Genomic DNA, 25,650 nt, shown 5'->3' on the forward strand with positions numbered 1-25,650 from the left:
GGTATTGGGTAGGACTAATTTTTAGGGCTTCACTACGACAGCAAAGGCCAATCGTGGACTATTGGGCCTTTGCTGTAACGCCGTAGATGGGTGATTCTCGTTCAAATACTATTTAGCTACACTGACCACCTGATTTACGGTATAGGCTTTGAGGCCCTCAAGCCCGAATTCAGATCCAACACCGGAAGATTTGACCCCGCCGAAGGGGGCCATCGGTGGAGTTTTCCATGGGCATTCACCCAGACAGTTCCAGCTTCAAGCCGCATGGCAACCGCTTTGGCTTTTTCCGGATCATTGGACCATGCCGATCCGCCAAGCCCCACGTCAAGGGAATTTGCCCTTTGAACAGCCTCGTCAACCGTGGAATATTTTATGATGGGAAGTGCGGTGCCAAACTGTTCTTCTTTGACCAGGTCCATATCATCGGTTACATCTGCCACCAAAGTCAGGGGATAAAAGTATCCCGGGCCGGAAGAAGGTGCGCCGCCACACAGAACCCTGGCCCCTTTTTTCCTGGCATCATCTACATATTGTTTGACGGTTTCGAGCTGGGGTGCATTCCCCAGCGGTCCGATGAGATTTTTTTCATCCATACCGTCCCCCACGGGAATTTTAGTCACATAATCCGTAAACTTTTGGCAGACATCTTCATAATCATCTTCATGGACAAAAAGGCGTTTCAGCGCCGCGCAAGTCTGACCGGCATTAATGAAACATCCCCAGAATAAAGGCTCTAAAAAGGGTGTAATATCGGTTCCCGGCAGAATAATTCCAGCGTCATTGCCTCCCAGTTCCAGGGTTAGACTTTTCAAATTGGACACGGCCCGGCCCATGATGGTCTGGCCTACGGGAATGGAACCTGTGAACACAATTTTGTCAATGTCTTTGTGGGCTGACATGGCGTTGCCTATATCGGAGCTTCCGGAGACCACATTGAGAACCCCGGGGGGCAGGACTTCATTGATCAGTTCAACCAGCCGAAGGGTGGCCAGGGGCGTATAGGATGCAGGTTTCATAACAACGGTGCATCCGACTCTAAGGGCCGGCATGATATGCCATATAGCGATGAGCAAAGGCCAGTTCCATGGCGTAATGGAACCGACGACGCCAATGGGCTTTTTGTACAGTTCAATGGTATCCTCCGGGGTATCATCCACCAGCTCGGGTTCAAGTTTCATGGATGCTGTAACCTGGGTCCAGGCCATACAGCCGCCGACCTCAAATATGGACCCCGGTCCGGACAATGGTTTGCCCTGCTCCCGGGTGATCAGTTCTGCAAGTTCCGTCTGGTTCTGTTCGATAATGCCGGCAATTCGGTTCATGATTGCCACCCGCTGGTCATCGGCCAGGGCAGACCATTCCGGAAAAGCCTTTCGGGCTGCGGCAACTGCTTCATCCAGTTGTGCGATCGTGGCTTTGGGGCACTTTGCAAAAACTTCTCCCGTTGCCGGATTAACCACATCAAATGTGCTGTCGGATAACACTTTTTCACCATTGATTATCATTGCATAATCCGCCATCCTCTTCCTCCTTTTGCCTTTTGCTTCCTGAAAATTTCAGGCGTAAGGCTTTTCCAAAAAAAATTCAAAATGGTTGACTTGCCCAAATCCCTTGCATGTTTTTAGGGTAACACATCTTAAGGCCGATACCGGCAAAGAGAACTGGACAATGTTAAATGCAGGGTTAAATGCGGGCACCCTGGCAGGGAAATAACTTATATACATAACTACCCTGCTTGGTAAACAATAAATGACATTACCCTATATGGTCCGCTGCGGTCATTGACAGAAAGGTGGAAGGCATATATTTACGAGTGGTAAAATGAAGAGGACATTTTGGCCTTAAAAAAATGATTAAAGGAGAAACGCATGAAATTGCCGGCAGTATTTAGACAAGTATCATTGGTTTTTATAACCATCTTTTTGTGTACCATTTTTTCCGTTGGATCTTCTTTTGCCAAAGATAAAGTGTATAGATGGAAACTGCAGTCTGGATATCCACATGGAGACATTTCTTTTGAACTGCTTAAAGGATTTGCCCAAGATGTGAAAGCGTTCAGTGACGGCAAGCTTATCATTTCCGTTTTTGCGGATTCCGAAATTGTTCCGATAGAGCAGTTATTTGAATCCACACAAAAAGGGCTTTTGGACATCCTTCACTGCATGGGCGCATTCTGGGGCGGTATTGTTCCGGTTGGAGAAATTGAATTCGGTATTCCGTTTGCTTACACCATTGATGAAGTCGATGAATTTGATGCCAAGGCTCAGGTTATAAGAGATTTTTATTACAATAAGGGATTCGTCAATATATTGCGCAAAGAGTATGACAAGCAAGGTCTTTACTGGCTTGACATGCATACTTACGGCGGGCCATTTGTATTGTCCACAAAATATTTGGAAACCTTTGATGACTGGAAAGGTCTAAAAATCAGAGATGAGGGTATCTATACACAGTTTCATAATATGATCGGTGCCCGGGGGACTTATGTTTCCGGTGGTGAAGCCTATATGGCGTTAAAACTTGGAACGCTTGATGCCAGCCAGTGGGATATCAGTGCCATATCCGGATTAAAATGGCACGAAGTCGCCCCTTACTGGGTGCAGGGTGGGGATAATGATCATGTTATCGGGCATATGCTGATAAACAACGCCTCATGGAGGCAACTTCCGGATAATTTAAAACAAGCGCTTCAGAAAGCTGCTGAAAATTACTGGACCGCGACCGTGGAAGCTTACGGTAAAGAATTTAAAAACGCCGAGGATATGGTAAAAGCCGGCACGTTAAAAGAAAGCAAGGTGAGTGCACAAGCAATACAAAAACAAAAAGAAATTGCTTATAAACTCTGGGATGACGTTGCAAAGCGCGATGAAGCGTCAGCTGCGGCTATCAAGATGATAAAAGAATGGAGAGGGGTTAAATAGTGCCGATTACTTCGTTGGGCGCCAATTGCACCTAAGGATACATGAATGAAAAAAAGCCTGAAAGCAGTATTCAAATTTGTCGACACGGTCAGCTGTCGAGCCGGAGATATGATGAGCATTGTAATTGTGATCATCATGTTGTGTACAACCATTGAGGTAATATCAAGATACGTTTTTAACAGTCCAACGATATGGGTCTGGCCTGTCAACCGACAGATTTTTGGTGTGTATATCCTTTTTGCCGGGATTTATGCCATGGCTAAGAATGCCCATATACGAATAGACGTTGTGTATAACCGGTTTACAAAAAAAGTAAGAAAAATAGCAAAACTGTTTGCATTGCTGTCATTTGTCTGTTTCATCGCAGTTTTGATCTGGCAGAGCGCCTGGATGGGGCAAAATTCTTTCATGATGAAAGAGACCGCACATGGGGCATTTCGGATACCCCTGTATCCCCTGAAACTTTTAATTCCTATTACCGCTGTATTGTTCCTTCTGGAAGGAATTTATATTTTATTGAAGAAAAAAACGCATAATTTAGAATAATTCAGGATGGATAGGGCATAGTTTATGAGTATTGAAGTTGTTACCATATTGTTGTTCGGAGGGCTGATGACCCTCCTTGTACTCGGCGTTCCGGTTGCATTTGCCTTGGGTGGTATTACAGTCGTCCTGACTTATTTGCTGGAAGGTTCAACATCTCTGTTTATTGTTGCGACAACGACATATAAGCAGATTACGGATCCAAATTTAATTACGATCCCACTGTTCCTGCTCATGGGAAACTTTCTTTTACACTCCGGTATTTCGGATCGAATGTTCAAAGCCTTGGGATTCTGGCTTACCGGCATTAAAGGCGGGCTTGCCATTGTCTCCATCGGTGTCTGCGTGTCCCTTGCCATGTGCGGAGGATTTGGCCCGGGTATCCTGACCATGGGCCTGATCGCAGTTCCGGCAATGCTCAAGCAGTCTTATAATAAATCGCTTGCACTTGGTTCCGTTATGGCAGGGGGGGTTTTAGGCGAAATAATTCCCCCCAGTATTATCATGATTCTTTTTGCATATATCGCCCGGGTATCAATTGGAAAGCTTTTTTTGGCCGGTGTGGTTCCCGGCTTGATCACCGCATTCGGCTATATTTTATATGTCAGTATTCGGTGTCGCCTCCAGCCGGAATTTGCACCGCCTGTTAAGGAAACTGTCACCTGGACGTTGCGACTATCTTCCCTGAAAGATATTTTGCTCCCGGCGTTTTTGATCGTCCTGGTCTTAGGTTCAATTTTTTTCGGGATTGCAACACCAACTGAAGCTGCCGGCGTAGGAGCCACCGGCGCTTTTGTTATTTGTGCCCTTCTGAAAAAAATGTCATGGAAAGTGCTTTGGGACTCCTGCAAGCAGACCATGACCATCAGTGGGATGGTTTTCTGGATTTTAATTGGCGCTACGTTGTTTAGTGTATTTTATACCAGCCAGGGCGCACAGTCTCTGGTTACAGAACTTGTGAGCAGCCTTGAAATAAACCGTTGGATTGTATTGGGGGCGATGCAGTTGATCCTTCTGGTTTTGGGCATGTTTATGGATGATTATGCCGTTGTTACTATTTGTGCACCTATTTTTGTTCCCATTGCTAAAATTCTCGGTTTTGATCCCATATGGTTCTCAATCATTTTTATTTTGAACATGCAAGTGGCATATCTGACGCCACCTTTTGGGTGGGCACTGATTATGATGAAAGGGGTTGCGCCATCCGAGATTACGACCCGGGATATCTGGAAGTCCATTCCCCCGTTTGTGGGCATTCAGCTGATTGTTCTTATAATGGTTATGATTTTCCCGCAACTGGCTTTATGGCTCACGTATAAAATGATGTAGGTTTTAAAGATATAACAGCCATGGGCTGACCTGGTCTATCAACACCCAGACTCAACCCACAATAAAGCATGAAAGTAATTCAGTAACTTATTGGAACTTTCATAGAAAAAATACAAAATTTAAAAAAGTTTAAAAGGAAGAAAACACATGATTAAAGAATCCGATCTTGAAAAATTATCCTATCCTGATGCCCCCAAAATAATTACTGAATCCGTGCCGGGTCCTGAGAGCCTTAAGCAGCTGGGTGAAGCACCTGAATTCGAGTCCATGGCACGGGGCGCCGGAAGATTTCCAGTGGTTTATGATGAAGGATTCGGGGCCACAGTCAAAGATCCGGATGGAAACTTGTATATTGATATCACAGCCGGTGTTGCTGTCAATTCAGTGGGAAGGCTTCACCCAAGGGTCGTTGAGGCAATTCACAAACAGACTGGGAAACTGATGCACAGCAGTGATTGCAGCAGTTCCCTGCGCCTGGATCTGGCTAAAAAAATATCCGGCATTATGCCGGCAGGGTTAAAAGATAATTGCATTACTTTTTTTACCCAGTCCGGTTCCAGTGCCCTTGAATCTGCAATTAAGTTTGTCCGGAAGATTACAGGCCGTTCACAGATCGTTGCATTTCATGGCGCCTATCACGGTGTTCACTGCGGGTGTGGGTCTTTGACAACCGGTGACCAGTACAGGAAAGATTTTGGTCCGTTTATCCCTGGTGTTATCCATGCTCCGTACCCTTATGCATACCGGTGCTGCTTCGGGACCAAAAGCCAGGAACAATGTGAAGACATGTGCGCAAACTATTTGGAATACCTTCTGAATACACCTTATACCGGGGTCGATGATGTGGGCGCAGTTATTATTGAGGCACAACAGGGTGAAGGTGGATATCTTGCACCGAACCCTGAGTTTTTGCAGCGTGTTAAAGCATCGTGTGAAAAGCACGGAGCCCTTTTTATCGCCGATGAGGTTCAATCCGGTGCCGGTCGTTCTGGAAAAATGTGGGCAATTGAACATAGCGGCGTTGAACCGGATATCTTGACCTTTGGAAAAGGCATTGGTGGCGATGTCCCCATGGCCGGCGTTACGCTGCGCAAAGATCTTGCAGAAAAAATCGAAGATGGGTCCCAGCCCAATACGTTTGCCGCTAACGGCATCTCTGCTGCTGTCAGCATGACCAATATCGATATTCTTACCGAAAATGATAATGCACTGATCAAAAGAGTGGCCGAATTAGGTGAACTGATAAAGGACAGACTTAAAGAAGGTGCCCAGAAAATAAAATGTATTGGAGATGTCCGGGGAAGAGGGTTCATGATCGGTATTGAATTGGTCAAAGACCGGGAAACAAAAGAGCCTTTTGACGCAGACCTCATGGGGCAGGTCATCATGGGTATGTTGAATAAGGGCGTTATTCTGGTTCCCTGTGGCAGATACGGAAATGTCATAAGGTTTATGCCCTCTTTGACAACTCCCAAGAAATATTTAGATAAAGCTTCGGATCTCCTGCTTGAAGTTTTGGAGAGTTTAGATATTTAGCACTTGAACAAAAGCCCGTGTTTGGGCGGCTGCTCTATTAATTCGGGGGGCAAGATATTCAATTATCTGCCCCCAAAAAATTGCTGCAACAGGTTCCGGATTGAGGGGCAGGCGCTTCTCCTGCAGTTGCAAGGAGGTGGATGTTGTGTCGGTCAGATGACCGCAGGGGGAAGGCCTGCTGCCCACAACATATGAACAAGAATTAAAAAATTATTCTCAAATGAAAATAGCTCCTTGGGCCTTTATATGAATAAAGACCCGGGTCGGATGCGTTTTGTTTCATTAGCTAATCGGCTTTCCGTCTTAAAAAAGTGGGAATCTCCAGATCGTCATTATCATAGTTCATGCCGTAATCCTGGGTCTGGTTGTCATCTCCCACCACGCGTTTGTGGCGAACAACACGCACCGGTTCTTCCCAGTTGGCCATATCTTCTTCTGTGGCGTCTCTTACAACCCCCCTGGCAATGGGATCCTGACGGCAGGCAGAGGGAGATTGTCCCATGTTCGATGTGTTTTGACCATAAGACTGGGTCCGGTAGGCCCCGTAGGTGCCGTTGGCCGCTCTTGTCTGCTGGGGCTGCTGTCCATAGGCCTGGGCTGTTTGGGGGTCAAATCTGCGCATATTCTCAGCAAACGCCGGTTCTTCCATACCGATACCCGTGGCAATGACGGTGATACGGATTTCATCCCCGAGTTCTTCGTCAAAGGTCTGGCCCCAGATGATTTCTGCATCATCACCCACTTCCTGATAAATGCGGTCGCAGGCTTCGGTCATTTCGTCAAGGGTCAGGTCAGAACTTGATGTGATATTCATCAGTACGCCCTTGGCACCGGAAACGGAGATATCTTCCAACAGCGGATGGGAGATGGCCCGTTCCGCGGCTTCCGTGGCCCGGTTTTCCCCAGAGGCAATACCAATGCCCATTAACGCCTTGCCGGCTTTCTGCATGGTGGTTTTCACGTCGGCAAAGTCCAGATTGACGTGGCCGGGCATCATGATCAAATCGGTGATGCCTTTAACCGAGTGATGCAAAATTTCATCCGCTTTAATGAACATGTCCTTCATGCGTGCCCCTTTGCCGGCAATGCCGCGCAGCCGGTCATTGGGGATGGTAATGACGGTGTCTGTAATTTCCTGCAGTTTTTCCAGGCCGTCCAGGGCTGCTCTTTCCCGTTTTTTGCCTTCAAAGGAAAAGGGTTTGGATGCAACCGCTACGGTGAGAATGCCAAGGTCCTTGCATATTTCTGCAATCACAGGAGCGGCCCCTGTGCCGGTACCGCCGCCGAATCCGGCGGTGATGAAAACCATGTGGCTGTCTGCAAGTGATTCACGCAGCTCATCCATGCTTTCCAGGGCAGCATCTCTACCCACACTTGGATCTGCGCCGGCCCCAAGGCCTTCGGTAAGCTGAACGCCCATTTGGATTTTAGTTTCTGCCCTGGAATGTTCTAAAGCCTGGGCATCGGTGTTGGCCACAATAAATTTAACACCTTGAAGCTTGGCGTCGATCATATTGTTGACCGCGTTGCCGCCGGCCCCGCCGACCCCGATGACCTTAATTTTAGCCGTGTTGTTGTTTTCCACATAAGAAAAAGTCATATCCACCTCCTTTAAGGATTTAAATAATATTTTTAAACCATTGTTTCATTTTATTTAAAATTGTCTGCAGCCCGTTGGCATCTGACTTAACATCCTGGATACGGCAGCTTGTTTTTGATCCGAAAATGACAAGTCCAACGCCTGTGGCGTATGCGGGGTTTTTAACAATATCTTTGAGTCCACCGATACGATTGGCTTCACCGATACGAACGGGAACGCTGAATACGGATTCGGCCATTTCTGCAATGCCGTCCATGACAACGCTGCCGCCGGTGAGTATAAATCCGGCAGGAAAATTGTTTTCAAGTCCATTGGAAAACAACTCCTGTTTCAGCAGAGAAAAGATCTCCTCCACCCGGGGTTCCAGGATTTCAGCAAGAATACCCTTGGGCAGACGCTTGGGGGCTCTGCCCCCCACTGCCGGCACCTCAATGACATCATGGGCCTTGACGTTTTGCGGTATGCAGGTGCCGTGTGTTTTCTTGATTTTTTCCGCTTCGGGCAAGGGGGTACGAAGCCCTACGGAAATATCGTTGGTCAGGTTATGGCCGCCCACGGTGAGTTCGTAAATGAATTTTAGATTATTGTCTTTGAACAGGGCCAGGTCTGTGGTCCCGCCGCCCATATCGACCAGGATGCAGCCAAGCTCCTTTTCTTCATTGGTGAGAACGGCATAGCCCGAGGCCAGGGATTCAAGAGCAATGTCGCAGACCTCGAGCCCTGCCTTGTGGCAGCACTTGATAATGTTACGTGCTGCAGAGACCGCCCCTGTGATGATATGTATTTTGGCTTCCAGGCGTATGGCAGTCATGCCCACGGGGTTCTGAATGGACGTCATTTCATCCACAATAAACTCCTGGGAAATGACATGCAGAATCTCCCTGTCCGGGGGGATAGCAACCGCCTTGGCCGCGTCAATGACCCGTTCCACATCCATTTCGGTGATTTCCCGGCCTTTGATGGCAATGATGCCATGGCTGTTGAAGCCTTTGATGTGGTTGCCTGCAATGCCCACATAAACGGAAGATATATTGCAGTCCGCCATGAGTTCGGCTTCCTCCACAGCTTTTTTAATGGAATCCACCGTGGACTCGATATTGACCACGGATCCTTTGCGAAGCCCTGTGGAGGGGTGAGAGCCCACACCGATGATGTTGATCTCATCATCAAGCATCTCACCGACGACTGCGCAGATTTTGGTGGTACCGATGTCAAGTCCCACCAGTAAGTTTTCGTTCCCCGGCAAGTTAAACCCCCTTTTCTATTGTATGTTGGGCAGCATCTTCAGTTGTAACAAACACCTTTTCCAGGCTGAAAAGATCTATGGCGGATATGGTTTTGCCCGGATAGTTGGTCTCAATATAGCGCTGAATCTGCCTGGCCCTTGCAAGTTTTTCTTCAAATCCGTCAAACCCGAGTTTAACCGGAATAATAGTTTTGTTTTCAGATTCTGTGTCGTTTAAATTTTTTGTGAAATTTGTATCTGGATATGTGTTTAATATATTTATGAGTATGCCTGTATTTTCGTCTCCCAAAATTGTCTTTATTTGTCCAAACCCTTTGATTCTTAATATTTCCATTACGGCATTGAACAGATCCCCTTCAAACAGATACGTGCTGTTGGACAGACTTAAATCTACCCCGGATATAACCGGCAATGCCTTTAGATCATCCTTGGCCGGTTCGTACTCTTTAAAGGGAGCACCCTGGGCATTGATAACGATGTCTGCCAGGTTTTCAATGGTCACTATGGCTAATGGTTCCTGTTCTTCAATTTTAATGGAAATGGTTGATAAAAGCTGACGTTTCACCGTGGCCATGCGAATCCATGGATGGGTGTTCAACTTTTTTTCGAGCAGATCCGGCTGCAGTTCAAAAATATTGCTCGGCTTGTCAAGTCCTATCCGGGCCAGGAGTTCGTCTCTGGTTACCCGGTCAAGACCGTCAATCATAATGGTTTTAACATCAAATAGAGGGCTTTGGAGAACCGCATCGTGTATGTAGATGCAACCAAAACTCATTGCACCGACAAAAAGAATCAAAAAAAATTTTCCCCAAAGGGCTTTGCCACCAAAAAAAGTTTTAAGTTTCCTGGTCTTTTTTCCCTGCGCCTTGTACTTGTTCTGAGTAATTTTCTTAGTCGCCAATGGTTTTCACCTCTTTTTTAAGGTTAATCCCGAATTTTTCGTATACGCGTTTCCTTACCTGGCCGGCCAGGTTCAGGATATCTTTTGCGCAGGCGTTGCCGTGGTTGACAATGAAATTGGCGTGCAGATCAGATACCATGGCCCCGTTGCACCGGGCACGTTTCATTCCGGCCTGCTCAATGAGAAAGCCTGCCGATTTATCGCCCGGGGGGTTTTTGAAAAAACACCCGGCAGATGCCTGGGACACCGGCTGGGTGGATTGTTTTGTCTTAAGGTTGCGGTAAAATTCATCTCTGACGGTTCCGGTGTCAGCCTTGGTTAACCCAAGCCGAACTTTGAGCACAATGCTGTTTTCAAGGGCAAGTTTCCGGTAGGAAAATTGCAAGTCGTTTACCGGCAGCACCATAGTTTCCAGGGTGGCAAGGTCCAATATTTCGATTTGTTTTACGATTTGGCTCATGTCCCAGCCAAAGGCCCCAGCATTCATCATGACGGCACCGCCAATGGTGCCCGGAATCCCGGCTGCCCATGCCAGGCCGGTTAGGCCTGCGTCCGCCGCGTATCTGCATAGACGACCAAGAGACTCTCCGGCAAGAGCCGTCAAGTAAATTTGGTCCGGTGATTCGTCATCCGTGTTTATGGAAGGCTTTGTCTGCTCAATTTTTTGTTTCAGCCGGGTAAGCACCATCACAAGCCCCCGAATGCCGTTGTCCGATATAAGAATATTGGTGCCGCCGCCGATAATTGTAACCGGCAGTTCGGCTTTGTGTGCGATTTTGACAAGAGCGATCACCTGTTCTACGGTTTGCGGCAACATCAGAAGGTCTGCAGAGCCGCCCACCCTGAAACTGGTGTACCGGTCCATGGCCCTTTGCGTTTCCGGCGCAAAGGAAGCGAACATGTTTTTTATGTTATCGCTTAGAACCATGTATTACAAAATCTCCACCAGTTTTTCTCCAAGGGTGTATACATCGCCGGCCCCTAACGTGAGTATCACATCCCCCGGCTTTGCCTTATGGGTGATGATGGATAATGCCTGGATAAAATCCGGAGCAAAGCAGGCATCCTTGTGTCCATGGGCCTTTATACCTGCCACAAGTTTTTCCGAATCCACTTCGTCAATGGGGTCTTCCGACGCCGCGTAGATGGGCAACACCAGGAGCACGTCAGACTGGTAAAAGGCCCGGGTGAACTTATGGAATAATGCCTGTGTTCTTGTGTATCTGTGCGGCTGGAATACCACAATAAGCCGTTTATCCGGACAGCTTTCCCTGATCGCCGTCAAAGTCGCCTTGATCTCAGTGGGGTGATGGCCGTAATCATCCATCACTGTGATGCCCTTGGCTTCGCCTTTTATTTCCAAGCGGCGTTTGACGCCTTTGATTTCTTCCAATGCTTTTTTAATGGTGTCGAAGGGGATGTTGAGCTCCAGGCCCGTGGCAATGCCGGCCATGGCATTGAGGATATTGTGTCGGCCTCCGATGTTTAAAAGAATATGACCCAGGTCCTGTTCTCCCTTGAATACGTTAAACAGGGATTTCCCGTTTTCAAACCGGATGTATCGTGCCTGCAGTTCTGATTGGGCCGTCATGCCGTAGGTGGTGTGTCGCACTGTAATCCTGGGCAAAATGTCCTGGATATGGGGGTTGTCCAGGCAGAGGATGGCAAGGCCGTAAAAGGGCACGGAATTGATAAACTGGACAAACTTGTCTTTTATATCTTCAATATCCTTGTAAAAATCCAGATGCTCCAGGTCAATGTTGGTCACCGCTGCAATGGACGGGGCGTATTTAAGAAATGATCCGTCGCTTTCATCTGCCTCGGCCACAATGAATTCTCCGGACCCATGCAGGGCATTGGTGTCCAGACCCTGGAGCAGGCCGCCGATGATTACCGTGGGATCAAGTCCTGCCGTGTTCAGGATCTGGGAGATCATGGCAGTGGTGGAGGTTTTGCCATGGGCGCCTGCCACGGCAATGGCGTACTTGATGCGCATGAGTTCGGCCAACATTTCAGCCCGGGGAATAATGGGACATCCCAGTTCTTTTGCCCGGATCACTTCCGGGTTCTGGGCGGAAATGGCCGAAGAGGTTACCACCACATTGACATCTGTGAGGTTGTCCTTGGCATGGCCCTTGTAAATTACCGCGCCTTTTTCTTTGAGACGGTCGGTGATGTGGGACAGTTTGAGATCAGACCCCGATATGGTGTAGCCAAGGTTCAACAGCAACTCGGCAATGCCGCTCATGCCGATGCCGCCGATGCCTACAAAGTATATGTGATAATCATGCTGGTACATTGTCTTCCTTTTTTAAAGTATTCGCCCCTATAATACGATCGGCAATGAGGTCTGCGCCATGGGGCATGGCAAGCGTCTTCATGGCGTTTGCCATGTCGGATCTTTTTTTTGTATTGTGCTGCAGGTCTCCAATGGCTGCCAATAAGGTTTGCCCTGTCAGGTCCTTGTCCGCAATCATGATGCAGGCGCCCTGGTCGGCCAGAAATTGTGCGTTGGCGGTCTGGTGGTCGTCTGCCGCATGGGGGTAGGGGACCAGGATGGCGGGTTTCCCCTTGATGCATAGCTCTGACACCGTGCCGGCGCCTGCCCGGCTGATGACCAGGTCTGCCCGGTCCTGGATGGCCGGCATATCGTAGAAAAAGGCTGCGGCTTTGTGCCGGATATCCCCGGCAGCATAAAATTGTTGTATCTGTGTCTCGGCATTTTTTCCGGTCTGGTGGATGATGAAAAGCCGACTGGTCTCTTTCATCATCGCCACAGCATCGGTGAATGCCCCATTGATGGAGGCTGCACCCTGGCTGCCGCCGGTGACAAGAATAAGAAAATCATCTGCGTTTATCCGGTTCAGGACACTATCATCCGTCTTGATGTTTTCCAGTGGCGTATTTAAAGGGCGGCGTACCGGGTTGCCCACCAGAAAGGTGGTATCATTTTCCGGCATGCCTTTTGTCTCCTTAAAGGATATAAACCGGGTCCGGGCAATTTTGGACAGCATACGGTTGGTCATGCCGGGGAATGCATTCTGTTCATGGATGGCTGTTTCCCTGAAAAGGATACGCCCGGCCAGAACCAGGGCAAAGGATGAAAATCCGCCCACGCCCAGGATGAAATTGGCTCTGAACCCAATGATGATCACCAGGGCCTGGATCAGGCTGATGCCCACAAGACCGGCTGACCAGGCCTTTGCAAAAAGGTTTTTTCCCTTTATGGGTCTGGAGATAATTGATTTATGGGCAAATCCGTACCGGGCAAGGGTATCTGTTTCAAAGGGTGCATTGGTGCCCACAAAAAGGATTTTTGTGGACGGGTCTTTTTCCATCAGGGCCTGGGCCACGGCAATGCCCGGGAACAGATGCCCCCCTGTTTTTCCGCCGGCAATGATGACATGTTTATTTTTTGACATGGTTTGCCGACGCTCCTATGTTCATTAAAATACCCATGGCTGCCATATTGATGATCAGCGATGTCCCGCCGTAGGAAATAAAGGGCAGGGTCAGACCTTTGGTGGGCAATACACCTAAGGTCACGCCTGTGTTGATGATGACCTGAAGCCCTAAATACAGGGTGATCCCCGTGGCGGTTATCGCCCCGAAAAAGGTATCTGCCTGCTGGGCAATGCGGGTACCGGTGTGCAGGATAAGCCCGTAAAGCACCAGAATTACCGTCACGCCGATAAGGCCGAGTTCCTCGCCAATGATGGAAAAAATAAAATCCGTATGGGGTTCTGGCAGAAAGTGCATTTTCTGCATGGACAGTCCGACTCCTTTGCCGAACAGACCGCCCGATCCAAAGGCCTTCAGGGAGTTGGTGAGCTGGAATCCGATGCCAAGGGGATCTTCCCAGGGGTTCAGAAATCCGATGATTCGCTCGAGTCGGTAACTGACCTTGAAGACCAGAAAGTATACCACAGGAATGATCAGTGGCAACGGGCTGAGCAGGTAAAGCAGAGGCACGCCTGCGGCGAACATCATTCCCCAGCAGATCATGCCCAGTACCACAATGGTGCCGAAATCGGGCTGGCACAGGATGAGTACGGCCATGAGGCCAAATACTATGGCATGGGGCACAACACCAATGGAAAATTCCTTTAACTTTCCTATTTCCTGTTTTTTGGACAGGGAGTAGGCCATGAAAAGGATCATCGCAAGTTTGGCAAATTCTGCGGGCTGGAATGCGAACAGCCCTAAATCAATCCAGCGTCGGGCATTGTTGGCCTTAATGCCGAAAGTCGGGATAAGGACGGCTACCAGAAGGCCGATGGCTGCTACCAGAATAATATACGCCATGCTTTTGTATAATTTATAAGGCAAAGAGGCGGTGATATACATAATACATAAGCTGATAAACAGGAATATGGATTGGCGTTTCAGGTAATAAAACAGGGTGTCATGTTCATCCATGGAGATGGTGCAAGAGGCAGAATAGACCATGACCAGGCCAATGCCGGTGAGAATGAGCACCGGAAAAAGAATGGTCTTTTCTTTGAAAAAGGGATGGAGACGACCTGGGATGTATTCCCGGGCGTCCAGGGTCTTAGCCATGGCAGACCTCCTGAACCGGAACCAGTCGGTTGACAATGCGGGCAAAATCCTTTCCCCGTGCCTGATAATTGGCATAGAGATCAAAACTTGCGCAGGCCGGGGATAAAAGTACCACATTGCCTTTGTCTGCCACGGACACAGCCTTGTTAACGGCGCAGTTCATGTCTTGGCAGGCGTATGCGGGACAGATGCCTTCAAATGTCTCCATGATATGACCGGTCGCTTCGCCCATGCCGATAACCGCCTTGGCCCGAGCTTTTACTTCGGGCACCAGGGGGGAAAAATCAAGGCCCTTTTCCCTGCCTCCGAGAATAAGAATGATACCGGATTCAAAGGATTCCAGGGCGCGAAGCACGGCATCGACGTTGGTAGCCTTGGAATCGTTGTAAAAACGGATGCCGTCAACTTCCCGGACAAAGGCGATGCGATGGTCTGACAGGGTAAATTCGTTTAAGGCCTGCCTGATGCCTGCCATGGTAGCACCGCAACTCAGCGCCGCAAGGGCGGCTGCCGCAACATTTTCCCTGTTATGGATGCCGGGAAGCCTGGCTATTGTGTCTGCAGCAAGGGTGTCACAGATGTCGTGGGTTTGGATATCGATTCCCATCTTGTGAATGTTTGCACCCCGGGTCACATGATCCGTGGATGAGAATCCAAGGATGTCAGCACAAATGGTTTTAGTCCGGGTTGAAAAATTGTCGATGCGACCGTTAATCACGGCAATATCCCGGGCGGTCATATTTTTAAAAATAGACCATTTTGAATTAACATAGGCGTCAAAATTCGGATACCGGTCCAGGTGATCTTCGGCAATATTGAGAAGCGCTGCCGTATGGGGCCTGAAGGTCTGGGCAAGATCAAGCTGGAAGGACGAGACTTCGGCTACCACAACATCCCTGGGGCTCTTCTGCATAAGATATTCCATAAGCGGGGTGCCAATGTTTCCGCCCATAAAGCAGGAAATGCCAGAGGCTTCAAGCATGGCTGTCGTCAGTTCCGTGGTGGTGGTTTTTCCGTTGGTGGCGGTTATTGCGATGACCGGCGTGGTGTTGTATTGGGCAAAAATATCCAGCTCGCCTTTGACGGACACGCCCTTGTTCCGGGCGGATCGGATAAAAGGCATGTTTAAGGGAATACCGGGGCTGGGGATGATGACGGATGCCTTGTCGAACATCTGTTGGTCATGGCTGCCGATCATTACCGGGATACCCATTTTTTTTAAGGCCGCGGCTTCATCGGTCTTTGTCCCGTCAATATCCGTAGCAGCCACGCAGTGCCCCCGGGATTTTAAAAACCGGGCCATGGAAAGCCCACAGGCCCCTAAACCCACAACTAATTCATATGTTTCAGAAAAATTGGACATGTTATCTTATTTTCAATGTACTCAGGGATAGGGCAGCCAGGGTAATGGAAATAATCCAGAACCGGACAATAACCTTGGATTCATGCCAGCCTTTTAATTCAAAATGGTGGTGTAATGGTGCCATTCTGAAAATTCTCTTGCCGTGGGTGATTTTAAAATAGGCGACTTGGATAATCACGGAAGTCGCTTCCATGACAAAAAGCCCGCCCACCAGCACCAGCATGATCTCCTGTTTGGTGACCACGGCAATGGTGCCAAGGATGGCACCAAGGGGGATGGAGCCTGTATCGCCCATGAAAATTTGGGCCGGATGGGCATTGAACCATAAAAATCCCATGCCTGCGCCTGCCAGGATGCCGCATATGACGGAGACTTCTCCGGCTGCGGGAATGTGCCGGACATGCAGATATTCGGCAAACTGGGCATGACCGGCCACATAGGCAAACAGCATATAGGTCATGGATGCCACGATAATGGGGCCGATGGCCAGTCCGTCCAAGCCGTCGGTGAGGTTCACGGCATTGGATGTGCCCACAATAACCAGGCAGGCAAAGGGGATATAAAGTATACCTAAATTAATGGCCACATTTTTGAAAAATGGTACTGTGAGAACGGCATTGAAGTCCGGGCTGCTGTAAATCAGAAAGCCAATGAACAGGCCTGAAAGGACCTGGAGAAGGAACTTTGCCTTTGCCGTGAATCCCATATTTCTTTTTCTTACCAGCGACATGTAGTCATCAATAAAGCCGATGGCACCGAAAAGCAGGGTGACCAGCAACAATATCCCCACATAGTGGTTGGTGAAGTTTCCCCATATAAAGGTGGAAACAAAAATGGAAAACAGGATCATGATGCCGCCCATGGTCGGGGTGCCCTGTTTTTTTAAGTGGGACTTGGGGCCGTCGGTCTGGATGATCTGGCCAAAATGCATGATCTGCAGCTGCCGGATTACAACAGGGCCGAGGATAAAGCAGATGAGAAAGGCGGTCAGTCCTCCGTATATGGTGCGGAAGGTAATATATCGGAAAATATTGAAAATGGTATAGTGTTCGTGTAACGGATATAAAAACTGGTAAAACATTAGATCAGTTCGCCCTTTCAGCAGGGATTTTTTTAAGTACCGGAATCAGCGTTTCCATGGCCATTCCTCTGGAACCTTTGATCAGTACCCACGTTTCGTATTTTGTTAATTTTTTAAGGGTATCCCCTATTTCCTGTTTTGATCCCATGACGATACGTGCCTCCGGATATCCTTTTTCAAGAGCACCCTCCCGGATCTGGGCGACCTGGGTGCCGAACAGCAAAAGCTTTGCCGGTGACAGCGCTGCCACCAGATGCCCCACCTGCCGGTGATGTTCTTGGGTTTGATCTCCTAATTCCAGCATATCCCCGAGCACGGCAATGCCCCGGTTGGTGCCGGCCATCCGATTTAAAACTTTCAGGGCCTGGTCCATGGAACAGGGGTTGGCATTGTAAGTGTCGTCAATGAGGTGAAGGCCGTTGGCAAGGTGTCTTACATGCATCCTGCCTTGAACCGGGACAAAGGCTTCAAGCCCCTGGGCAATATCTGTTTCATCAATGCCGGCCGCCTTTGCCAGCGCAGCGGCAGCGGCTGCATTAAAGGCCATGAAATCAGCAGGGGAGGGGACCGTGTATTGGCGGGTATGCCCATCCATGGTCAGGGAAAAGGCAATGCCATGGTCTGTGGGATTGATTTGCGACAAAAGCACATCGCTGTTGCGTTGGGTTCCAAAACGCATCACTTTGGTTGTGTCGGCGGTTTTTTTTGCTCCCCGGGCAAGGATTTCAATTCTTGGATCATCAGCAAAAATGATGGCTGTACCGCCGGGATTCAGACTGTCAAAAATTTCAGCTTTGGCCCGGGCCACATTATCCAGTGAGCCCACACCTTCCATATGCGACCCATGGGTGTTGGTGACCAGTGCAATATCGGGCCGGGCAATGGCACAAAGCCGGGATATTTCACCCGGGTTGCTCATACCCATTTCCACCACGGCCCATTCATGGATATCTGCCAACCTGAGCAGGGTCAGGGGCAAGCCGATTTCATTGTTCAGATTCCCTCGTGTGGCCAGGGTGTCATGGTGTAGGCTAAAGATATCTTCGGCCATTTTCCGGGTGGATGTTTTTCCGTTCGATCCTGTCAGGGCGGCGATTTTTACATTTGAACGCATTCTGTGATACCGGGCCAGGTGTCCTAACGCGGCCAGGGTATCCGGCACTTCAAAAAAGCAGGCGTTTGTTTTGTCCATCAGGCGTTTCTGATTTAAATCAAGGGTGTTTGGGTAGCCCTGGGTGACAACAAAAGCTGAAACGCCTTTTTCGGCCAGGTCCGGAATAAAGCTGTGTCCGTCAAAACGATCTCCTGCCAACGCCAGAAATACCATATCAGAGGAGATGTCTCTTGAATCGGTGCCGATGCCTTTGAAAACCGTTGCCTTGGCATCTGCAACAGTTTTTTGGCCTGACACGGTTACTGCGTCACACCCAAGGGCCTTGGAAAGATCCGTAAGATGCCATGGTTTTGGCGTTAATGCGTTGGTGCAGGCATGGGTTAAGTGTTCCTTGTCATCAAAGTGAATGGTGCCGGCATTAGTGATCTGGTATGTTTCATGACCCTTGCCTGCCGCCACGATAATGTCCTGGGGGGTAGAAATTTGAACAGCTAAGGCCAGGGCTTTGGCCCTGTCGGTCATCCGGATATATCCTTTTTCACAGGCATTTGATTCGCAAAGATCAATCTGTTTGAACCCCTGGGCACGGATACCGTCTATAATTTCGTCAATAATGGCGTCCGGGTTTTCGGTTCGCGGATTGTCCGAGGTGACAATGGCAATGTCCGAGTATTTGCAGGCAATGACACCCATGGGGCCCCGCTTGGTGCGATCCCTGTCTCCGCCGCACCCAAACACCGTGATCAGTCGGGCAGGAGCGCGACCGGCAAGGGTTTTCAGGATGGATTCAAGGGCATCGGGTGTGTGGGCATAATCCACAAAGATATGCCGGTTCAGTTCCGTGGACAGTTTTTCAAGCCGGCCCGGCACCCGTTCAAGAACAGCAATGCCCCGGGCAATGGATTCAGGACAGATGCCTGTTGCTAACGCCGCACCTGCCGCGCATAAGATGTTTTCCAGGTTGAAGCGACCCGTGAGCCTTGAGTGCATGGGGGCTTGTACACCACTGAAATCCAGGGAGCCTTGCAACCCATGGATGTCGTCTGATATGTTAATGGCCCGGATATCGGCTTCATGATCTGCACTGACCCGAATTACGGGCAGGTCAAGGCTGTCTGCCAGCCGGGTGCCGTATGCATTGTCGATGTTGATAACCGCTTTGCCCCGGGTCCCGTCCCTAAAGGGGCCTAAGTACTCGGTGAACAAGGTTTTCTTGCAGGCAAAATAATTTTCGAATCCGTCATGGTAATCCAGATGGTCCTGGGTGAGATTGGTGAACACCGCCGCATTAAATTCGCATTCATCCACCCGGTGCTGGTCCAGGCTGTGGGAAGACACCTCCATGATGACATGGGTGACGCCGGCAAGTTTCATGTCATGCATGATTTTTTGCAGGCACACCGCATCCGGGGTGGTGATGGGATTGTCAATGGTGATACCCGGATATCTGATATTTATCGTGCCGATGACACCGCAGGTGATGCCGCAGGTTTGATAAATCTGTTCCAAAAGCCAGGTAATGCTGGTTTTACCATTGGTTCCGGTGATGCCCACAAGCACCAGATCCTTTGAGGGATGACCGAAAAAATTTGCAGCAGCAATGGCTGTATCTTTGCGGGTGTTCTTTGACAGAACAATATGCAGGGACTGTTCCCGGGACAGTCCCTGGGGGATTTTTTGGGCCAGAACCGCCGTGGCCCCTTTGTCAAAGGCCTGGGAAATATAGTCATGGCCGTCTGCGGTGTGGCCGTCCACGGCGATGAATAAGGCGCCCTGTGCCACCTGCCTGGAATCGCAGGTAATATTGGAGATGGAGGTGTCGCCGATACCTGCCTGTTCCTGATCAGGCGTGAGCACGACTTCAGTTGTGTTCAGGATTTCAGTCAGCTGCATGGGACACCTCCCGGGGTACTGCCGCTATCATATCTATGTTGGGCGCAATGTTCAGATAGTTAAAGGACCGGGCCATGATATCCTTAAAAGCCGGTGCCGCCACAATGCCGCCGTAATGATTTTGTTTGGGCTCATCCACCACCACTAGGATGGCTAAGGCCGGGTTGTCAAAGGGCGCAAAGCCTGCAAATGCCGCAGTGTATCTGGAATTGGAATATCCTTTTTTACCCCTGGCTGCTTTCTGGGCTGTGCTGGTTTTCCCACATATCCGGTAGCCGGGGATGGCTGCCTTGGTCCCTGTTCCGTCTTCCTGGACCACTCTGGCCATCATCTTTTTTACAATCCCTGCGGTTTTGGCAGAAATAACCTGACGGACCACGCAGGGTTTATTTTCCTGGAGAATCTCACCGGAGTTGGAACGGACCTTTTTAACCAGCAGGGGTTTCATCAATTTGCCGCCGTTGGCTATGGCTGATACGGCGCTTACAAGCTGGAGCGCCGTAACCGACATGCCTTGGCCAAAGGACATGGCCACTGCATCAATGCTTGTCCAGCGGTTCAGGGGCAGAATGACGCCCGAGCTTTCTGCCGGGCAGTTGATGCCGGTTTTTGTGCCGAATCCAAAGGCCTTCAGGTAATAGTGCATGGCTTTTGGACCTATGTCCTGGGCGATTTTTGCAGCCCCGATGTTGGAGGAAAATTTTACAATCTGCCCCGGGGTCAGGTAAGTATGGGGGTGCGTATCATGGATCACGGATCCGCCCACGCGGTAATTGCCTTTTTCACAATTGATAATGGTTGTGGCAGACATGCCCCGTTCAATGGCCGAGGCCACGGTGATCACTTTCATGATGGAACCGGGCTCAAATGCGTCGGTCATCGCTCTGTTTCTGTAGCGGCTTCGGCTGAAATCACCATAGTTGTTGGGATTGAATTCCGGGTAGTGGGCCACGGCAAGAAGTTCACCGGTGGCCGGCTGCATGACAAGGGCCATGCCCGATTTGCCCCGGTGTTCTTTCACGGCCTGTTCAAGGGCCTGTTCGCTGAAAAACTGAATTCTCTTATCCAGGGATAAAACAATGGTGCATCCCTTAAGTCCGTTTCGCTTATTTTTTCCCGTATCAAGGATTGTACCCTGGCCATCCCTGTATTCTTGGGTCTTCAGGATCCGGCCTTCCAGAAAGTCATTATAAGAGAATTCCAGTCCCTCAAGGCCGTGATCATCTTTGCCTGTGAACCCGATGACCTGGGCTGCCAGGCGTCGGTTGGGGTAAAACCGTTTGGAGTTATCCGGCGTATAGATACCGACGATGTTCAGCTTTTTAACCGCGTCTGCCTTGGCGGGTGACACCCTGCTTGCCAGAAGCGCAAATCGGCGTTTTTGGGAAAGTTTTTTTTCCATTTCAGCCTGGCTGCCGCCAAGGATTTTCACCAGTTGACCTGCCGCCTGCCGGACATTCTTAATCTGGGTGGGGTCTGCGGTAATATTGGGTGCATCAATGCTGGCTCCCAGTTTGTTTAAATGGCGGTCAAGGATCAGTCCACGGTCACCCTGGATGGTAATCCCTCTGACATAGGTGTTTTCAGCTTTTTTCTTAAGCGCCTCACCCTGGAGAATCTGGATGTCAAAGGAACGGATGACAATGCCCACCAGGCACAGCAGTAGAAAAAAACGGATGAAAAGAATGCGTAGACCGATTTTTTCATAAGGGGTTGCCGCCATTTAGTTCGTTCCTTTGGGCAGGTAAATGGTTTGATTAAAGATGTCCGGTGCCAGTCCTAACCGGGTGCGGGCAATACGGGTGATTCGTGCTTCGGATTTAAGGCGCTCTATTTCCACGCCTAGAGCCTGGCGGTAATCTGCCATATCCCGGATATTGCTTTCAGTTTTTGCAATCATAATCATGGCCTGGTTGGATTCGCTTCTGATCCAGGCGTTGCAGATGAGTTCGGCTGCCAGCACCATGATAAGAAAAAACCACAGCAACCCTTTTTGGTTCTGCATGGCATTTATTTGTCTTTCTGGTATGTTCACAGCCGGATTGCCCTTTTTTATAAAAATCCCAATAAGCTGTTAAATTATTTCATATTTTGTTGTGGGGTCATCCCGGGTGTTGATGGACCCGGTCATCCCATGGCTGCTATATCCTTTGTGCCACCCGTAGTTTGGCGCTTCTTGCCATGGGGTTTGCTTTAATTTCGTCTGAATCCGCTGTCACAGGTTTTCGGGTAACGGATTCCATTTGTTTCACAAATCCGCATATACATTGGGGAAATTGTCTTGGGCAGGTGCATCCGTTCTCAAAAGCGCGCAGCCGCTGTTTGACAATACGGTCTTCCAGAGAGTGAAAGGAGATGATGCTGATACGCCCACCCTTGACCAGCATGGAGGGCACCGCCTGTATGAATGTTTCCAAGCGTTCAAGCTCCCGGTTGACCACAATACGCAGGGCCTGAAACACCCGGGTGGCCGGGTGAATTTTTTGCTTTGCCTTTGCACGGGCAGGCATGGCGTTCTCAAGGACCCCGGCTAGTTCAAGGCTGGTGGCAATGGGGGTACAAGCTCTTTTTTCAATGATTGCCTTTGCCATCCGTCTTGAAAAGCGTTCTTCCCCGTATGTGAAAAAAATATCAATCAATTGCTTTTCCGAATATGTATTTACCACCTGATGTGCGGTTAAAGAATTGCGGACATCCATCCGCATATCCAATGGTTCATCTTTTTTAAAACTGAACCCCCGTTTGCTTTGGGTCAGCTGGTTGAGTGAAAAACCCAAGTCAAGAAGGATGCTGTTAACCCCGTTAATGCCGGCATCTTTGAGAATGTCGGGGAGATCACTGAAGTTGTTATGGTACAGCCGGACATTGTCCTGGAAAGGATGAAGTACATTTCGGGCGTTGGCAATGGCATCCATGTCCTGGTCAATGCCGATGAGCAACCCGTCGGAACCTATGGCTTTGAGTGTTGCCATCGCGTGTCCGCATCCACCGAGGGTGCAGTCCACACATATGTCTCCGGGTTTAAGGTTTTGATACGCATGCACCTGATTCGGCATGACAGAGGTATGTTCGAAAACCATATTATAACCCTATGGAAGCAATCTCTTCTCTGACGTCCTCCCGCTCAAGCTCCTGTTCCATTTTTTTCTGCTCCTGCTCCCATTTATCTTTGGCCCAGATTTCAAACCGGTCCAGAACACCTACAAGAACGACCTCTTTGTCTATCCCTGCATAGGTTCTCAGATTCTGGGGAATTAAAACCCTGTCCTGCTTGTCGCATGTCAGCGGACAGGCATTACCCAGGAAAAATCGTTTAAACCTCTGCATGGCTGCGGTCTTGACCGTTTTTAAGCGGTCCTCAATAGCCTTCCATTCGCTGAAGGTAAAGGCGAAGATGCAGCCATCCTTACTTGAGACCACAATCCCGTAATCATCTTCCGCTTTGAGCACTTTTCTGAATCGTGCCGGGATAATGAGTCTTCCTTTGTCATCAATTGTATGACAGGAACTGGATCGGAACACTTGAGCGGCCTTTTTTATAGAATACTACATCCACTTTGCACCCACCTTGCTGCCACTTTTACGAAAAATATAAAATAAGTCAAGTTAAAAAAATATAATTTGTCAGGAAAATAAAGGGTTCAGTTGGCAGATATTCGGTGTATTTGCTTTAAAATACGTTAGTTATGTTGAATGTTTGATTTGGGCGTGGCCGAGTGGGGGATTGTGGTTGGATTAGGTGGTGCGATGTCTGTATTGGGAGCTGGCGAATTCCGGTAAATTAGGTTAAAGAGCACCGGCTACGGTTCTATGAATTTGATCAATTTTTTTATTCAGTTCTTCCTTGCTGCAGTTTGGAATATGCACTGGGGGGTGGATGATAAGATCTACCGTGCCCGGCATGAGATCCAGCGTATCAGAGGGGAGAATATGTTCTGAATTTTTAATCGTTATCGGCAAAACAGGCAGCCCTGAAGTCATGGCAAAGACAAATGCGCCTTTTTTAAAAGGCAGGAGGTGGCCCCTGGATCTTGTGCCTTCGGCAAAGAAAAGTACGCTGGCTTTGTCTGATAACCTTTTTTGGGCCGCTTTTATAGATTCCACGGCAGCTTGCCCATTGGATCTGTTTACATATATACAGCCAAGGAGAGTGCAGGCTGTACCAAAAACCGGAATATTTTTAAGCTCCATTTTCATCACCCATTTGATGATGAGCCCTGTAAACCCTTGCAGTACAGGGATGTCCACCATACTTTTATGGTTGGCCACCACAACGTAAGAGGATAATGGATCATAATTCTGCCTGCCCTGGATTCTGACTCGTATGGACGCAATGGCACAGAATATTCTGGCCCAGGTCACGGCCAGCACATCAGCCTTGTCCGGGCCAAAAGCAGCCCCCACAACGATACAACTCAGTGCCATGACCAGGGTGTTTAAGATCAATGCCGGGATCACAATGATCCATTTATGGGGCTGATAAGCTATTTTGAATAAAACGTTCACTCCTTATTCGGATTCAGTGCTTTCCTGTTGTTCAATACCCAAAAGTCGATCCGTATAGGAAACAATATCTTCGGCTTTATAGCTGGTGAGGGTGAAGGCATAAGGTGTATATGAACACGACCCTTCCACGTCCCGATCGTTATTTTTCTCGAACAGATTTAAAACAAAAACTTTATCGTTTTCAAGGGAAATTTGACATGAGGGTTGTCTTTCCTTTAACCGGGCAGTTTGGTCATCATCCATAAAGGCCTGGCATTCAAGTTTTGACAAAGACGACAGAAGATCGGACACTGTTTTTTGGTCCACAACAGAACCATCTTCATTTTCCCATATCGTTTTTTCAGGGGCCGGTTTTTCTGCGGTTAAAGCCTCTTTGGTTTTGTCTTTTTCCTGATCCGGTTTTTCAGATACTATCGCTTTTACCAGGGTGACGGTTTTTCCCTGCTTATCCAATGTGACTTTTTTCACGCTCTCCAGCTCAAACCCCAGTACTGTTTTGTCCCTGAAATCAGCAGCTGCTTTGTCAAACTGATTTTTGAAATTGCCGTTGGCCTGGTATACGGTGCGATCCTGGTCATCCAGATAGATAAATGTATGGTTGTAGCTGGGCGCTGTTTTGCCGATGACAAAGCTGCGCAATACCTTTTTGTCGGCCAGGGCCTTAACCTTCACGGCATGGTTATCATCCAGTTCATACCTTGCAAGGTCCTTTGCCTCGGATACAAGGGCGGACAGCTTTATCTGTTTTAACGTGCCAAGTATCTGTCTTATTTCATCCGGGTTGGCCGGGAATTTTTCATCGGTAACGGTCCAGCCCTTTTCGCCTTTATCAAGAACCACTATTCGGTCTGACTTTGAGATTTCCATTCGATCAATGCGGGTGGTATCCACCTGGGGGATTGTTGGCAGTTCATAATGGACCTGGTCGTTTTTTTTAAGACCAAGATACGCGCTTAAGCCAATGATCAGTATGATCAGGATGATATATTCTTTTTTCATGATTATTCCTTTATTCGTGTTTAAACGAAAAGTCACCCACCTGTGCCTTACATCTGGG

The 25,650-nt window shown here is 48.9% G+C and carries 21 protein-coding genes; 4 read left to right on the plus strand and 17 right to left on the minus strand.

Annotated features, from left to right (window positions below):
* Window positions 1-134: 134 nt before the first annotated feature.
* Window positions 135-1,520: an aldehyde dehydrogenase family protein gene (locus tag EYB58_RS12490; RefSeq protein WP_207309044.1), complete on the minus strand. Its 1,386-nt coding sequence runs from the start codon at window positions 1,518-1,520 to the stop codon at window positions 135-137.
* Between the two features lie 348 nt (window positions 1,521-1,868).
* Between EYB58_RS12490 and dctP the strand changes: the two genes are divergently transcribed.
* The 4 genes from dctP (at window position 1,869) to EYB58_RS12510 (ending at window position 6,329) form a co-directional block, all read left to right on the plus strand.
* Window positions 1,869-2,921 carry a TRAP transporter substrate-binding protein DctP gene (gene dctP / locus EYB58_RS12495; RefSeq protein ID WP_111956711.1) on the plus strand — a complete coding sequence of 351 codons (1,053 nt, stop codon included), beginning with the start codon at window positions 1,869-1,871 and terminating at the stop codon, window positions 2,919-2,921.
* A 45-nt stretch (window positions 2,922-2,966) separates the two neighbouring features.
* A complete protein-coding gene (locus tag EYB58_RS12500) occupies window positions 2,967-3,467 on the plus strand; it encodes a TRAP transporter small permease subunit (protein ID WP_111956712.1) in 501 nt (166 codons plus the stop codon).
* Window positions 3,468-3,491: 24 nt separating this feature from the next.
* Window positions 3,492-4,793, plus strand: coding sequence for a TRAP transporter large permease (locus tag EYB58_RS12505; protein ID WP_111956714.1), 1,302 nt, complete (start codon window positions 3,492-3,494; stop codon window positions 4,791-4,793).
* A 147-nt stretch (window positions 4,794-4,940) separates the two neighbouring features.
* Window positions 4,941-6,329 carry an aspartate aminotransferase family protein gene (locus EYB58_RS12510; RefSeq protein ID WP_170299830.1) on the plus strand — a complete coding sequence of 463 codons (1,389 nt, stop codon included), beginning with the start codon at window positions 4,941-4,943 and terminating at the stop codon, window positions 6,327-6,329.
* A 286-nt stretch (window positions 6,330-6,615) separates the two neighbouring features.
* Here the strand turns inward: EYB58_RS12510 and ftsZ are convergent, their stop codons facing one another.
* The 16 genes from ftsZ to EYB58_RS12590 form a co-directional block, all read right to left on the minus strand.
* The gene (gene ftsZ / locus EYB58_RS12515) at window positions 6,616-7,929 is read right to left on the minus strand and encodes a cell division protein FtsZ (RefSeq protein ID WP_111956718.1); all 1,314 of its coding nucleotides are present in this window, start codon (window positions 7,927-7,929) and stop codon (window positions 6,616-6,618) included.
* Window positions 7,930-7,948: 19 nt separating this feature from the next.
* Complete coding sequence (gene ftsA, locus EYB58_RS12520) at window positions 7,949-9,175, minus strand: cell division protein FtsA (protein ID WP_111956720.1); 1,227 nt, start codon at window positions 9,173-9,175, stop codon at window positions 7,949-7,951.
* A gap of 1 nt (window position 9,176) precedes the next feature.
* Window positions 9,177-10,076 (minus strand): cell division protein FtsQ/DivIB, encoded by a 900-nt coding sequence (locus EYB58_RS12525; protein WP_111956722.1) that lies wholly within the window; start codon window positions 10,074-10,076, stop codon window positions 9,177-9,179.
* On the minus strand, window positions 10,066-11,004 hold the full coding sequence (gene murB, locus EYB58_RS12530) for a UDP-N-acetylmuramate dehydrogenase (protein WP_111956724.1): 939 nt from the start codon (window positions 11,002-11,004) through the stop codon (window positions 10,066-10,068). The genes EYB58_RS12525 and murB overlap by 11 nt, the downstream gene beginning before the upstream one ends.
* A 3-nt stretch (window positions 11,005-11,007) precedes the next feature.
* Window positions 11,008-12,375 (minus strand): UDP-N-acetylmuramate--L-alanine ligase, encoded by a 1,368-nt coding sequence (gene murC, locus EYB58_RS12535; RefSeq protein WP_111956726.1) that lies wholly within the window; start codon window positions 12,373-12,375, stop codon window positions 11,008-11,010.
* A complete protein-coding gene (murG, locus tag EYB58_RS12540; protein ID WP_111956728.1) occupies window positions 12,362-13,498 on the minus strand; it encodes an undecaprenyldiphospho-muramoylpentapeptide beta-N-acetylglucosaminyltransferase in 1,137 nt (378 codons plus the stop codon). The genes murC and murG overlap by 14 nt, the downstream gene beginning before the upstream one ends.
* Window positions 13,485-14,636 (minus strand): putative lipid II flippase FtsW, encoded by a 1,152-nt coding sequence (gene ftsW / locus EYB58_RS12545; RefSeq protein WP_111956730.1) that lies wholly within the window; start codon window positions 14,634-14,636, stop codon window positions 13,485-13,487. The genes murG and ftsW overlap by 14 nt, the downstream gene beginning before the upstream one ends.
* Window positions 14,629-15,999 carry a UDP-N-acetylmuramoyl-L-alanine--D-glutamate ligase gene (murD, locus tag EYB58_RS12550; RefSeq protein ID WP_111956732.1) on the minus strand — a complete coding sequence of 457 codons (1,371 nt, stop codon included), beginning with the start codon at window positions 15,997-15,999 and terminating at the stop codon, window positions 14,629-14,631. The genes ftsW and murD overlap by 8 nt, the downstream gene beginning before the upstream one ends.
* Window position 16,000: 1 nt before the next feature.
* Entirely contained in the window at window positions 16,001-17,080 is a 1,080-nt protein-coding gene (gene mraY / locus EYB58_RS12555) for a phospho-N-acetylmuramoyl-pentapeptide-transferase (protein ID WP_111956734.1), read from the minus strand.
* A gap of 4 nt (window positions 17,081-17,084) precedes the next feature.
* Window positions 17,085-20,087, minus strand: a complete 3,003-nt coding sequence (locus EYB58_RS12560; protein ID WP_111956736.1) for a UDP-N-acetylmuramoyl-L-alanyl-D-glutamate--2,6-diaminopimelate ligase — start codon at window positions 20,085-20,087, stop codon at window positions 17,085-17,087.
* A complete protein-coding gene (locus EYB58_RS12565) occupies window positions 20,074-21,810 on the minus strand; it encodes a peptidoglycan D,D-transpeptidase FtsI family protein (protein WP_111956738.1) in 1,737 nt (578 codons plus the stop codon). Before EYB58_RS12565 ends, EYB58_RS12560 begins: the two co-directional genes overlap by 14 nt.
* A complete protein-coding gene (locus EYB58_RS12570; protein WP_111956740.1) occupies window positions 21,811-22,122 on the minus strand; it encodes an FtsB/FtsL family cell division protein in 312 nt (103 codons plus the stop codon).
* 106 nt (window positions 22,123-22,228) lie between these two features.
* Window positions 22,229-23,167, minus strand: a complete 939-nt coding sequence (gene rsmH / locus EYB58_RS12575; RefSeq protein ID WP_111956742.1) for a 16S rRNA (cytosine(1402)-N(4))-methyltransferase RsmH — start codon at window positions 23,165-23,167, stop codon at window positions 22,229-22,231.
* Between the two features lies 1 nt (window position 23,168).
* Window positions 23,169-23,609 (minus strand): division/cell wall cluster transcriptional repressor MraZ, encoded by a 441-nt coding sequence (gene mraZ / locus EYB58_RS12580; protein WP_111956744.1) that lies wholly within the window; start codon window positions 23,607-23,609, stop codon window positions 23,169-23,171.
* Between the two features lie 264 nt (window positions 23,610-23,873).
* Window positions 23,874-24,593 (minus strand): lysophospholipid acyltransferase family protein, encoded by a 720-nt coding sequence (locus EYB58_RS12585; RefSeq protein ID WP_111956746.1) that lies wholly within the window; start codon window positions 24,591-24,593, stop codon window positions 23,874-23,876.
* Window positions 24,594-24,596: 3 nt separating this feature from the next.
* The gene (locus EYB58_RS12590; RefSeq protein ID WP_111956748.1) at window positions 24,597-25,592 is read right to left on the minus strand and encodes a DUF4340 domain-containing protein; all 996 of its coding nucleotides are present in this window, start codon (window positions 25,590-25,592) and stop codon (window positions 24,597-24,599) included.
* Window positions 25,593-25,650 lie beyond the last annotated feature (58 nt).

Origin of the sequence: Desulfobacter hydrogenophilus, from assembly GCF_004319545.1 — a bacterium.
Classification (GTDB): Bacteria; Desulfobacterota; Desulfobacteria; order Desulfobacterales; family Desulfobacteraceae; genus Desulfobacter; species Desulfobacter hydrogenophilus.